At 50.1% G+C, this 12,664-nt stretch carries 10 protein-coding genes; 4 read left to right on the forward strand and 6 right to left on the reverse strand.

Annotated elements, in window-relative coordinates:
* Nucleotides 1–85: 85 nt before the first annotated feature.
* The gene (locus PHG53_02590; protein ID MDD5380514.1) at nucleotides 86–1,123 is read left to right on the forward strand and encodes a hypothetical protein; all 1,038 of its coding nucleotides are present in this window, start codon (nucleotides 86–88) and stop codon (nucleotides 1,121–1,123) included.
* Nucleotides 1,124–1,145: 22 nt separating this feature from the next.
* Here the strand turns inward: PHG53_02590 and fmt are convergent, their stop codons facing one another.
* Genes fmt through lptB form a run of 4 tightly spaced genes read right to left on the reverse strand, consistent with a single transcriptional unit; the run spans nucleotide 1,146 to nucleotide 4,381 of the window.
* Nucleotides 1,146–2,102, reverse strand: a complete 957-nt coding sequence (gene fmt / locus PHG53_02595) for a methionyl-tRNA formyltransferase (protein MDD5380515.1) — start codon at nucleotides 2,100–2,102, stop codon at nucleotides 1,146–1,148.
* Entirely contained in the window at nucleotides 2,099–2,608 is a 510-nt protein-coding gene (def, locus tag PHG53_02600) for a peptide deformylase (GenBank protein MDD5380516.1), read from the reverse strand. Before def ends, fmt begins: the two co-directional genes overlap by 4 nt.
* A 2-nt stretch (nucleotides 2,609–2,610) precedes the next feature.
* The gene (locus PHG53_02605; GenBank protein ID MDD5380517.1) at nucleotides 2,611–3,552 is read right to left on the reverse strand and encodes a site-specific DNA-methyltransferase; all 942 of its coding nucleotides are present in this window, start codon (nucleotides 3,550–3,552) and stop codon (nucleotides 2,611–2,613) included.
* Nucleotides 3,553–3,598: 46 nt separating this feature from the next.
* A complete protein-coding gene (lptB, locus tag PHG53_02610) occupies nucleotides 3,599–4,381 on the reverse strand; it encodes an LPS export ABC transporter ATP-binding protein (GenBank protein MDD5380518.1) in 783 nt (260 codons plus the stop codon).
* Between the two features lie 159 nt (nucleotides 4,382–4,540).
* Here lptB and PHG53_02615 point away from each other — a divergent pair, with 159 nt between their 5' ends.
* From PHG53_02615 to PHG53_02625, 3 genes are read left to right on the forward strand one after another with little or no spacing between them, the layout of a single operon-like run.
* Nucleotides 4,541–5,317 (forward strand): metallophosphoesterase family protein, encoded by a 777-nt coding sequence (locus PHG53_02615; GenBank protein MDD5380519.1) that lies wholly within the window; start codon nucleotides 4,541–4,543, stop codon nucleotides 5,315–5,317.
* Nucleotides 5,314–7,218 (forward strand): YidC/Oxa1 family insertase periplasmic-domain containing protein, encoded by a 1,905-nt coding sequence (locus PHG53_02620; GenBank protein ID MDD5380520.1) that lies wholly within the window; start codon nucleotides 5,314–5,316, stop codon nucleotides 7,216–7,218. The genes PHG53_02615 and PHG53_02620 overlap by 4 nt, the downstream gene beginning before the upstream one ends.
* An 11-nt stretch (nucleotides 7,219–7,229) precedes the next feature.
* Complete coding sequence (locus PHG53_02625; GenBank protein MDD5380521.1) at nucleotides 7,230–8,612, forward strand: GTP-binding protein; 1,383 nt, start codon at nucleotides 7,230–7,232, stop codon at nucleotides 8,610–8,612.
* A 36-nt stretch (nucleotides 8,613–8,648) separates the two neighbouring features.
* Here PHG53_02625 and PHG53_02630 read toward each other — a convergent pair whose 3' ends face one another.
* Nucleotides 8,649–10,487 (reverse strand): amino acid permease, encoded by a 1,839-nt coding sequence (locus PHG53_02630; protein ID MDD5380522.1) that lies wholly within the window; start codon nucleotides 10,485–10,487, stop codon nucleotides 8,649–8,651.
* Nucleotides 10,488–10,623: 136 nt separating this feature from the next.
* Entirely contained in the window at nucleotides 10,624–12,564 is a 1,941-nt protein-coding gene (gene dnaK, locus PHG53_02635; protein MDD5380523.1) for a molecular chaperone DnaK, read from the reverse strand.
* Nucleotides 12,565–12,664 lie beyond the last annotated feature (100 nt).

The raw sequence follows: 12,664 nt of genomic DNA on the forward strand, positions 1-12,664 counted from the left end.
AGTATATCATAACAGAACTTACAAATTAGTACCGTTTCTTAATTCCCAATTCCCTTTTTTCGACAGGTCTGTTATAATTCCATCTATGGCGGAAATTAAGCAACAACTTATTACGTTAGTATTGGGAAGAGTTTCACGGGAACTGTCCGGAGAAGCGTTTAATCCGGCTGTTATTAAGAGCTCCCCCGTGTATTACAAGACTGCCGTACCCAAACAGGTAATCGTTGGGCAGGAAAATTTTACCATCGGCGGGAAAAACGTTACATTCCATCTGCGAGGTTACCAGCCCGACGTGCTTTTAATCCAGACGACGATAGAAGTAGAAGATATATTCCATAAGGCCGTCTTCGCCCTCGAAAGGCAATCTTACGAGCATTCATACCGCATTCTGAAAGAGTACGGCGGTGACAGCCTGTTCAGCGAGTCATACTCGGTTTTTGCAGTCTCCAATTACCAGGGAGACCCCGATCAATTTATGCGGCATAGCGACATCATCGCCTCGCTTTTGAAATCGGAAGAGCAAGTGCCGCTTGACCCGCAGGAAGTGCAATATACCCTGGCCAGCAGGATAAAATACAGCGATAATGACTTATCGATAATCGACTGGGACGGCGCATTTCTTTTTGACCCCAGCGGCGATATCGAGGAATATCTGGAACTGCTGACGCTTGCGAACCTGCAGCTTCTGCGATGCCGGATTCTCGACCATCAGCTTGACGGCAGACTATCCAGAATGGCTGAGCTGGTGCACAATATCCCTGCCGGCAAAACGTCTCTCCGCAGCAAAGACTTGTCGCAAAAACTAAAAGAGACCATAGAGATACGAATGATTTCTATTTCAGAACTACAGCGGCTGGAACGTGATATAAAACTCATCGGTGACTGGTACTCAGCCCGGTTTTACGAACTGGTCGCGGCAAAATTCAAAATCGACGAGTGGAGAAAAACCATTCGCGGCAAAATCGAATCGCTGGAGGACACTTATTCGCTGGTCGTTGAGAACTTCACGGTCTCAGCCAAGCATCGCGCCGAATGGGTGCAGATTGTCCTGTTCTTTATTCTGCAGCTCGGCTGGTTTGTTCTTATTATTATCGAATTTTTCTACTTTACCAGAGGAACGTAAAGATTAACAGTGTTTGGGGGCTTTAACAGCTATTGTGTTTAATAAATTTGTCGCCTGGACGCGTTTGCCGGCCGTTAACAAAATCCTTGAAATCCATAATGGCGGAGCCGTCCGGCTTGATTTTTATAATCTTCAATGCGTCTTCGCCGCAGATAACGTTTAGATTTTCGTCGAGCGTTCCCGGTGGCAGGCGAACAGGGCCGGTGGTTTTGACTACTTGCGCCCCTACGAAAGATACCCGCAGGGATTTGCCGGTTTTTTGGGAGACATAAACCGCTGACGCACCGGGCCAGGGGCAAAGGCCGCGGATTTTTCTTTGAAGAACATCGGCAGGTTCGGCAAAATCCAGAAAGCCGTCCGATTTTTTTAATTTTGGCGCCAAAGTTGCTTTTGAATGGTCCTGCTTTTCATAAACCGCGGTGCTATTCGCTATTTTGTCGAGCGTTTCCAGCAATAACGGCGCAGCTAATTCCGCCAGCCGGTCGTGAAGCTCGCCCGCTGTTTCGTCAGGTTTTATCTCTGTCGCGGCCCGGCCGAGGATTTCTCCCGCATCCATCTTTTCGGCGACGGTGATTATGCAGATGCCTGTTTCTGTTTCGCCCCTGATTATCACCCAGTTTATCGGCGCGGCGCCTCGGTATTTCGGAAGTAGAGATGCGTGGACATTTATGGTGCCTTTGGGGGGCAGTTTTATCAACTCATTGCCGATTTTCTGACCGAACGCGGCAACTACAATCAAATCCGGCTTGAACCCTGCTGTTTTTTGGAGTATTTCTGGGGTGTTTACATTCTCCGCTTCTATAAAAGGGACTGAATGAGCTTTTGCCCAATCGGCGACCGGCGTCGGCGTTGGCTTCCTGCCTCTTCCGGCCTGTCGAGGCGGCTGCGTTACAATAAAATCCAGACTGTAGCTTGACTGCGCTAAAGCATTCAAGCACTGGATGCCGAACTCTCCACCACCTAAATACACTATCTTCATTTTTGTTCTTCGAGTTTTTTAAGTTGTCTTCTATGTGCTATTTTAGCCACTTGGCCCATTCGATTGACTATGGTCGTTCCCTCGATGTGGTCGAACTCGTGCTGCAAAGCCCTCGCGTAAAGGCCCTCCGCCTCTTCGGTGAATTCCTTGCCGTTGAGGTCTGTGGCGGTAACGGCGCATTTTTTGTATCTTCGAATCCTGGTATGAACGCCCGGCACAGAAAGGCAGCCTTCCTCTATCGTGTCGAAATCTCCGCTCGGGGTAATGGTTGGGTTTATGTAGACCCTGACATTTTCTCTTGTTCCGCCGAGCGATATGATAAACAGCCGCAGCGGGACGCCGGCCTGCGGGGCCGCCAGGCCGATGCCTTTATTTTCGAGCATAATATCTGTCATCTTTTTGACGAGCTGCCGGATATTGTCGTCGATTTTCTCGACCGGCTTTGCCTGCCCTGCCAAAACTTGCGCCGGATAATGTGTTATCTTACATTTCTCAATATCAACCATTTTTATATCTCACAGGTTCTTGAATGTTTTAGAGCGTTTCTTTCCCAAAAGACCCCATCGCTGTACCCTTGAATAGCCGGGTTTTTCTCTGCCGCATGCAGTCTTTTCCGAGCGTAAAGACAATATTCCTCGTCTATCTCTACCATAACGAAATTCCGTTTTAGTTTCTTCGCTACTACGCCAGCGGTTCCAGTACCGGCGAACGGGTCGAAGATAATATCGCCCTCATTAGAACTTGCAAGGATAATTTTCGCAAGGAGCTTTTCCGGCTTCTGCGTCGGGTGCGGCGTATTTTCCGGCATCGACCAGAAAGGAATTGTGATGTCTGTCCAGATATTCGAGGGGGATGTCAGTCTGTATTTGCCGTCTTTTTCTTCCGCCCAGTCTTTCGGCAGGCCGTTTTCCCGATAGGGAGCGATTACTTTTCTTTTTAATTTTACAGCGCCCGCGTTAAAGGTGAAATTGTCGGAAACCGTGCAGAACCATATATCCTCGGAATTGTTTTTCCAGTCCTTTTTAGCACCCCGCCCCTTTTCTCTTTCAAATGTTATCCTGTTTCTGACAATAAAATACTTCTCGCCGAGCATCTGGATTGCCGCGGAAGACCGCCAGTCTCCGCAGATATATATCGACGCCGAGGGCTTGAGCAGTCTGGTGATTTTTTTCAGCCAGGATTCCATCCACTCGGCATACTGCTCTATCGACAACTGCTTAAAAGTATGGGAGTTGAAAGTTTTCGTCAGGTTATACGGCGGGTCAATAAATACGAGGTCGGCAAAACCGGACGGCAGAAAATCTATTACTTCAAGAAAATCCTGGTTTATGACCTTGTTGAGTATGTGTTCCAGTGGGACAGAATCTTTTATTTTCAATAAATTATCGCGGTATGTTTTTCTATCGTTGTCAAGCAGTGTAATAGTTCTATTTCGCGGTGCTGCCGTCATTTTGCCTTCTCATTATCAGAAGCAGTCTTCGCAGCGGCTGAACAATTTATTTGTCGTCGAACTCATCACCTTCGAAGATATTGCCGAGGTAGTGTTTTTTGACTGTTTCGTTTCGGACGATTTCGGCGGGAGTTCCGGCGCCGATTACCTTGCCGTGGTCGACTATGTATGCCCTGTCGACCACCTCAAGAGTTCTCTCGACATTATGGTCGGTAATAAGCAGGCTTACTCCGGAGGCAACGAGCCTGCGGAGCTCGTGCTGCAGTTCCCCGACGGCAATAGGGTCAACGCCGCTGAACGGCTCATCCAAAAGAATCAGTGAAGGGTCTGTTACCATAGCACGGGCGATTTCAAGTTTTCTGCGCTCGCCTCCGGACAGGAACCTGCCCTGGCTTTCGGCGACCTCGGTCAGCGCGAAATGCTCAATGAGCATTTCGGCTCTGCGGTCGCGTTCGGCTCTGGTTATGGACATAGTTTCCAGAATTGCATTGAGATTGTCCCTGACGCTGAGACGCTGAAAGATGCTCGGCTCCTGTGAAAGATAGCCGATGCCGAGCCTGGCACGTTTGTACATCGGCAGTTCAGTGATATCCATATCTTCAAAGATGACCTCGCCGTTGTTCGGGATAATCATACCCATAATCATCCTGAAGGTGGTGGTTTTGCCGGCGCCGTTGCGGCCCAGAAGACCGACAATACTGCGCCGGGCAATAGTAATGGATATCTTGTTGACAACAGCCCGGCCGGAATATTCCTTGACCAGATCACGAGCTTCAAGAAGGACCGTATCTTTAGGGATATCTGCCACGTTTTGTGCCTCGTTTATCATGAGCGGTATTATAACAACACCGGCAGTCAAAGCAAACAAATAGCGCACCACATAAGAGTTTCCGGCTTCGGCGGATAAAGTGGATAAATACTCTGGCGTTTCCGGGACATTTTTGCTATATAGACCTTTTTAGTTTGTTTTTGTAGTTGGAGCAAGCGTATGTTTGCGGTTATAAGCGATGTACATTCAAACCTGGAAGCCCTGACGAGGGTTCTGGCTGACATTGAAGAGCGAGGTATCGAGACGATTTATTGTCTTGGCGATGTGGTCGGCTACGGACCGAACCCCGGGGAATGTCTGGACTTGATTATCGAAAAGACCAAATGGTGCGTTCTGGGCAACCACGATTATGCGGTCTTTTACGAGCCGACAAACTTCAATTACGGCGCCGAGCAGGCAAGCTTCTGGACGCGCTTCAGCCTGGAAGATGAGCAGGAGGTTGCCAAGCGCAACAGGCGATGGGGCTTTTTGGGCGAGCTGCCGATGCGAAGAACACTAAAAGCAAAACTGGGAGCAAATCCGGCGGTGATAGACTTCGTCCACGCAAGCCCCAGAAAACCGATTAACGAATACATCTTTCCGGATGATGTTTATACCAATCCAATAAAAGTTCGCGTCCTTTTTGAGCGCGTTAAGCATGTCTGCTTTGTGGGGCACACTCATCTGCCGGGCGTGTTTATCGACGAGCCGGATTTTTACCTGCCTGACGAGCTGGGTAATGTCTATCCGATTATCGAAAGGGAAAAGGCAATTATCAATATTGGCTCAGTAGGCCAGCCGAGAGACGGGGACAACCGCGCCAGTTACGTATATGTCGAGGAAAACGAGGTTAACTTTGTCCGGCTGGAATACGATTTCGAGACCACCGCGAAGAAAATAATGGCAATCGACAAATTAGACAAGTTTCACGCCGAACGGCTGCGGGAAGGAAGATGAGAAAAGTCTGCTATTTGTTATTTATTGTTTACTTTTTATTTGCTGCAGGTAATGTAACAATCGCGGCGGAGGAAACTGCCGCTGCGGAACCGCCTGTGCTGAAAGCGGCCGAGATAATACAGCTCGGCGCAACCAACGCACCGGCAAAGAATGTTACTCTCGGCTCGACGGACCCCAAAAGCGGCTTTAAGTTCGAATTGGACCTGACCAGCAGGGGTGCGGCCATCAGCAAGGCCATCTTCAGCGAATTCGATAACCGCGACCCTGACCCTGAGGAACGTAAGAAGCTGGTGATTCTTTCGCCGGTAAAACTGTCCGAGGAAAGAGAAGTACTGTCGATGGCGAATAAGGAGTTCGTGTTCGTTAAGCAGCAGATGCGGCTGCCATTGGACAAACTTCACTGGCAGAGCTTCGACGTCGAGAGCCTGCAGGACGGCTCACAAACAGCCCGCTTCGAGGCGACCATAAAAGCCGAAGACAGCGGTTCGCCGGTAATAAAACTAATTAAGAACTACAAGGTCGTTCCGAACAGCTACCTTCTGGATTGTGAGCTTACAATCGAAAACCTCTCCTCTACAGAGCAAAAAATTCGTTTTAATTTGATGGGGCCGGTTGGAATCGACAGAGAAGACGCCAGCAGAGACGATAAAAAAGTTGTGGCAGGTTTCAGAAATTCGCAAGGCGGGATAATCAGCGTAAGACTCGACGCCAACAAGCTCCGCAAGGCAAAAAGCCCCGAGGATAGACGCTTGATGAAGCCCGGCGCCGATTTCCTCTGGACCGCTGCGGTCAATAAATATTTTGCCGCCATACTGGTCCCTATGCCGGATAAAGACAAGAATTTCTGTGACTGGGTAACAGACAAAGCAGGACGATTCTACAATCCGGATGGCCAGCCCGATACCGGCGATGAAACAGTTGGGGTCGAGTTGAAAATCGCGCCAAGCCAACTGGCAGCCGCCGGCTCGCCCGACAGCAACAGCACAAAAACGTATAGTTTCCAGCTTTATCTGGGGCCGAAGGATAAAAGCTTTTTCGATAAAAACGATATGTATCGCAACCTGGGTTTTGTCCAGACGATAGATTTTATGAGCTGCTGCTGCCCTGCGGCAATTATACAACCTCTGGCCTTCGGAATATTGGCGATTATGAAATGGATGTACGGCTTCATCCATAATTACGGCGTTGTCATTATCATATTGGTGTTCCTGATGCGGCTTGTTATGCATCCGGTTACCAAAAAAAGCCAGGTCTCGATGAGCAAGATGAGCAAACTTGCACCGAAATCTGAGGAGATAAAGAAAAAATATGCCAACGACAAGACCGAGCAGAACAAACAATTGATGGCCCTTTACAAAGAGCATGGCGCCTCGCCGATAATGGGCATGCTGCCGATGCTTGTGCAGATGCCGATATGGATTGCATTATACAGTGCGATTTACGCCAGCATAGACCTGCGGGGAGCAGCATTCCTGCCGTTCTGGATTACCGATCTTTCGGTGCCGGATGCCCTGGTCAGGTTTTCAACGGTAACAGTGCCGCTGCTTGGCTGGAAGATCAGTTCGTTCAATCTTCTGCCGATTTTGATGGGTATAGCATTTTACCTGCAGCAGAAGCTGATGCCTGCACAAACGACGGCGTCAACGCCGGAGGCCGCCCAGCAGCAAAAAATGATGATGATAATGCTGCCGGTGCTTTTCCCGCTGATGCTTTATTCGTCGCCTTCGGGGCTGAATCTTTACATAATGGCCAGCACCTTCGCCGGCGTCATTGAACAGTACGTTATCAAAAAACACATTCGCGAGAAGGAAGAGGCAGAATCACAAGGCCTGGTTGCCGTAACGAGCAAAACCGGCGGCAAAGTCAAAAAGAAAAAGCCTAAACCGTTTTTTAGAACATAGAATTCGGGACGATGTATGCTATTGGGGACACTATCGTAGCTATCAGCTCTTCGCCTTTGGGGGAAAGGGCGATTGTTCGCATATCCGGCCCCGACGCTATAAAAAAAACAAATCAGATTTTCAGGCCGACTGTCTCGTCCACCGCCCAACACCTGACGGCAGGCAGTGTAACTATCGATGACGAGTTGGAAATTGATGCGACGCTGTATTTATTCTTCTCCCCGTATTCCTATACTGGTGAGACTGTCGCCGAAATTCACCTCTATACAAACTCCTCTATAACAGGGGCCCTGGTGGAGGGCCTGCTGAATAAAGGTCTTCGAATGGCCGGGCCCGGCGAATTTACAGCAAGGGCATACCTTAATGGTAAAATCGACCTCGCCCAGGCGGAAGCTGTCAACGAAATCATCGTCAGCTCCAATAGATTTCAATTGGCCGCGGCCGAGAAGCTCCTTGGCGGCAGGCTGGCTGAAACAACGGAAAAAATCCGTTCGGCCCTGTTGGATTGTCTCACATTCATCGAAGCGGGATTGGATTTCAGCGGCGAAGATATAGAATTGGACGCCGGTGAGGAAGCGATTCAGAAACTTTCTGCCGCAAAAAGCGAGCTTGAACAGCTGCTTGCAGGCAGCATCACTTGTGAATCGACGCTTGATTTGCCGTCTGTGGGAATCGCAGGCGCACCCAACGCCGGAAAAAGCAGTCTGCTCAATAAACTGACGGGCTGCGAGAGGAGCATCGTATCTGCGCATCGCAAAACCACCAGGGACGTCTTAACCAGCATGCTGACCTTGAAGCACTGCCGATGCGTAATGTTCGATTGTGCGGGATTGGTTCCCGCCGCCGGGAACATCCTTGATGAACTGGCGCAGGCAGCTGCCATCGAAGCGCTGCGAAATAGTTCTGCGGCGGTATTCTGCGTCGATGTATCGAAGGCGGACTGGGCCGAGGATGTTTCTATTCGCAAACTGATATCGCCCAAAGTCCTGATACCGGTGGCGACAAAATGTGATTTGTTTTCAAAGGAAATGGTAGCTAATCGCATCGCAGGGCTGAACCAGCTATTCAATGCCGAATTTTTACCGACTTCTACAGAAACCGGCATCGGCATGGAACAGCTGCGCAATACAATCGATAAAAAACTAATCGAGCAAGCACTTGGCGACAATTGCGAGAAGGTATCCGGCGTCGCCCTTACCGCCCGGCACAAACAAGCGGTAACAGAGGCGATTGAGAACGTCGGCGAATCGATAAATGAATTGAACGCCGGCAACGACGAAGTTGCCGCAATGCTGCTGCGGGCCGCTTACCAGAACATCTCCGACATCGAGCAGCAGCACGTAGATGAAGAGATACTAGACAGAATCTTCTCCCGCTTCTGTATCGGCAAATAGCTATCCCCAGCCTGTAAATACACCGCGATGTAACGATTATGCAGTTTGGCGTTTGCGCTGGCCCAGCAGCACAATGTCTCGAATTGCCTCGACATCTTTCGCAGTGAGCCATCTTTTTTCAAAGTTAGGGTCCTGCACTATCTGTGCGATGGCGGAAAGCGAATAAAGATGAAAGTTCCGCTCGTCCCTGCTGCCTGCAATCACAAAAATCGCCTGCACCCGCCTGTGCGTATCCGAGAAAACGATGCCTTCTTTGCAGCGGGCGATAAGGACATCAAAGGCGTGTTCGCCTTCGATTACTATATGAGGTATCGCCAGACTATCGCTCAGAACGGTACTGCTTTCCTTTTCCCTGTCGGAAAGACGCTGATAAATATCCGTCTCCCGCACGCCGAGCCTGCCGGACAACTGCCCGGACGCAAGACGGAAGAACTCGTCAACGCTTACGGTCCTGTCTATATCCAGAACGACACACCGCTCCGCTATGCGGTCGAATCTGTCCCGGACAATTTCGTCGCGATGCCTGATTATTTCTCTAAGCTCTTTTTGGAGCGAGTGGCTGGTAAGTTCCCGGGAAGTAACTCGTTCAATCAGATGAAGCAGGGCGTATTCCCTTTTTGTCCTGATTCGTCCGTAGAACCAGTACACGAAAGTGCCAGCAACAATGAGCAGGAGGCTGACAAACAGAGCTTCTTTCCCCATTTTAAGGATTATAAAGCAGAAGCCGATGATTCCCGCAATTTGCATCCAAGGATACAACGGGACACGGAAGGTGGGGCGATAATTCTGAATACGGCTTTCGCGCAGGATTATAACGGACAGGCACGCAAGGATGTTCGTAAGGATCAGGACAACAGAAGCTGCTTCGACGAGAATCTCCAGTTTTAGAAACAGCGAAAAGATTATGAAGGCGGCAGTGACAATCAAGGCGTTTTGCGGCGTCCTGAAGCGAGGATTGATTCTGCCGATTATTTCCGGCATCAATCCGTCGTTGCTGAGCGGCACCAGACTCCTGGCAGCCGTCATAATACCGGCGTTTGCTGTGGAAAGAAAGGCCAGGATGGCCGCGATTGCCAATGCAATCTTGCCCCAGTGGCCCATAAACACCTCTGCTCCGTCCGAGACAGGCATGAGCGAGTGGCTAAGTTTGTCGCCATCGAGAACGCCTACGGTGACAAAGACCATAAACGCGTAAAAGACGCTGACCACGAGCAAAGAAATTATCATGCCCAGAGGAATATCACGTGCCGGATTTTTTATCTCCTCGGCGACACTGGCGATTTTCAAAAGTCCGGTGTAAGAAACAAACACGAAGCCGATCGTGAAAAACATACCCGAGAACCCGTGCGGGACGAAGGGTGTGAGGTTGTCGACCTTCACTTTCGGCAGGCCGACGAAAATGTACAGGAGCATAAAAGCAAGCAGACCGACGACAAGCACCACCTGAGTTCTGCCGGCTTCTTTGATACCAACAAGATTTATCCCCAGAAACAACAGGCAGAAGAATAAGGCAATGAGGTGTATATCGATATCCACAATCAGCCCGGTGAAAATCGACATACCCACAAGTGCAAACGCACTCTTCATTGCCAGTGCGAACCAGCTGAGCAGTCCCGCAACCGTGCCCACACCAGGCCCAAGACTGCGAATTATAGTGAAACAGTCACCGCCCGCTTTGGGCATAGCTGTCGTCATCTCAGCGATGCTAAGCATCCCCGGCAGCGACAAAAGACCCGCAAGAAAATAACAGACAATCACGGAAGGCCCGGCTTTGGCGTAAGCCATACCCGGCAAAATGAATAGCCCCGAGCTAATCATCGCACCGGAGGCTATGCAGAAAACATCAAGCAGACTCAGCTCCTGTCTTAGCTTCATAGTCCATTACCTCGGCTTTTCAGGCAAACTGTACGGATGATATGTTAATTTGTCCGGCCTGATTAGACAAGAGTTCATTTCGCAGCGTGTTGCGCGGCGGCGAGTAATACCAGATACAGGCAACGAAGACGACGGTTTATTTGTCTTTGGCCTCGAACTCCGCGTCGATTACGTCATCGCCGCCTTTTCGTTTGACCTCACCTTCGGGCGGAGGTTCGCTTTTGACACCGCCTTCTTTGCCCCCTGCGGAAGCGGCTTGTTTTTTGGCTGCTTCCTCATAGAGCACCTTGCCCAGTTCCTGGCCGGCAGTGCCGAGGTTTTCGATGGCCTTTTTTATGGCGTTGGCGTCTTCGCCTTTTATGGCTTCTTTCAAATTGTTAACCGCATTTTCGATTCCGCCGCGGGTTTCAGCAGAGACCTTGTCACCGTGCTCTTTGAGCGTCTTTTCTGTCGAGTAAATCAACTGGTCCGCCTGGTTCTTTAAGTCAACAACCTCTCTTTTTTGCTTATCTTCCCCAGCGTGGGCCTCGGCCTCTCTGGTCATCTTTTTAATCTCTTCTTCGCTCAGCCCTGAGCTGGATTTAATCTCAATTGACTGCTGCTTGCCCGTGCCGAGGTCTTTAGCGGAAACGTGCAAGATGCCGTTGGCGTCAATATCGAATGCGACCTCAATCTGCGGAATGCCCCGCGGGGCAGGCGGAATGTCGGCCAGCTGGAATCTGCCCAGCGTGCGATTGTCCCTGGCGAATTCCCTCTCGCCCTGCAGGACGTGAATATCGACGGTCGTCTGGCTGTCAGAAGCCGTCGAGAATATCTCTTTCTTGCTGGTGGGTATCGTCGTGTTGCGGTCAATCAGTTTTGTCATAACATTGCCCAATGTCTCAACCCCCAGCGAAAGCGGCGTTACGTCCAAAAGCAGAATGTCCTTCACGCCTGCGTCACCGGCCAGGACTGCTCCTTGCACTGCCGCGCCGAGCGCCACAACCTCATCAGGATTAAGACTTCTGTTGGGCTCCTTATTGAAAATGCCCTTGGCGATATCATAAACCTTCGGAATTCTCGTGGATCCGCCGACAAACAATACCTCTGCGATATCTTTTGGTGTAAGCTTGGCATCTTCCATCGCCTTGTAACACGGGCTTTTCAGCCGCTCGAATACCGGCTCGCAGAGCGATTCGAACTTGCTGCGGGTGAGCGTAATCTGCAAATGTTTTGGGCCTGAAGAATCCGCCGTGATAAACGGAAGGTTTACCGTGGCCTCAAGCTGCGTGCTCAGCTCGCATTTTGCCTTCTCAGCCGCCTCTTTGAGCCGCTGATGCGCCATCGGGTCATTGCGAAGGTCGATGCCCTCGGTCTTTTTGAATTCGTCAGCTAAATAGTTTATCAGCACCGCATCGAGGTCATCGCCGCCCAGGTGCGTGTCGCCGTTTGTGCTGAGAACCTCAAAGACATTGTCGCCGATATCGAGAATTGATACATCGAACGTTCCGCCGCCGAAATCGAAAATGGCGACCTTTTCGTTCTTTTTCTTTTCCAGTCCGTAAGCCAGCGCAGCTGCCGTCGGCTCGTTGATAATCCGCTCGACTTGCAGCCCCGCTATTTTGCCTGCGTCTTTCGTCGCCTGGCGCTGCGAATCATTAAAGTATGCGGGAACTGTGATAACTGCTCGTTCCACACTTTCGCCGAGATAATCTTCGGCGGTCTTTTTCAAATCCTGCAGAATCATCGCCGAAATCTCAGGCGGCGTGTATTCTTTGCCGCGGACGTTCACCTTGACTAATTCATCCGGCCCGCCGGTGATTTTATAAGGGACAATCTTTTCCTCCGCGGCGACTTCTTTATGCCGTCGGCCCATAAAACGCTTAATTGAGAATACCGTGTTCTCGGGATTGGTTACCTGCTGGTGCTTGGCGATTTGCCCCACCAGCCGCTCACCTTTATCAGTGAAACCCACTACAGATGGGGTTAGTCGGCCGCCGGAGGAATTAATCAAAACCTTCGGCGAGCTGCCTTCCATCACGGCAACCACCGAAAGCGTTGTTCCTAAATCTATTCCGATTATTTTATTAGTAGCCATATCGAAATTCCTTTCGTTTTTCTATTCTCGTTATATTAACGTGTAAGCACATCGCTGTAAATAAAATACGCAAAAGCCGTGCCAGCAGACCATACAATTG

Source organism: Phycisphaerae bacterium (assembly GCA_028714855.1).
Taxonomy (GTDB): domain Bacteria; phylum Planctomycetota; class Phycisphaerae; order Sedimentisphaerales; family Anaerobacaceae; genus CAIYOL01.

Bases quoted from the DNA above. Each gene is read 5' to 3' on its own strand.
- PHG53_02615 (MDD5380519.1), top strand. From the start codon at position 4,541: ATGTTTGCGGTTATAAGCGATGTACATTCAAACCTGGAAGCCCTGACG.
- PHG53_02620 (MDD5380520.1), top strand. From the start codon at position 5,314: ATGAGAAAAGTCTGCTATTTGTTATTTATTGTTTACTTTTTATTTGCT.
- PHG53_02590 (MDD5380514.1), top strand. From the start codon at position 86: ATGGCGGAAATTAAGCAACAACTTATTACGTTAGTATTGGGAAGAGTT.
- dnaK (MDD5380523.1), bottom strand. From the start codon at position 12,564: ATGGCTACTAATAAAATAATCGGAATAGATTTAGGAACAACGCTTTCG.
- fmt (MDD5380515.1), bottom strand. From the start codon at position 2,102: ATGAAGATAGTGTATTTAGGTGGTGGAGAGTTCGGCATCCAGTGCTTG.
- def (MDD5380516.1), bottom strand. From the start codon at position 2,608: ATGGTTGATATTGAGAAATGTAAGATAACACATTATCCGGCGCAAGTT.
- PHG53_02625 (MDD5380521.1), top strand. From the start codon at position 7,230: ATGTATGCTATTGGGGACACTATCGTAGCTATCAGCTCTTCGCCTTTG.
- PHG53_02630 (MDD5380522.1), bottom strand. From the start codon at position 10,487: ATGAAGCTAAGACAGGAGCTGAGTCTGCTTGATGTTTTCTGCATAGCC.
- lptB (MDD5380518.1), bottom strand. From the start codon at position 4,381: ATGATAAACGAGGCACAAAACGTGGCAGATATCCCTAAAGATACGGTC.
- PHG53_02605 (MDD5380517.1), bottom strand. From the start codon at position 3,552: ATGACGGCAGCACCGCGAAATAGAACTATTACACTGCTTGACAACGAT.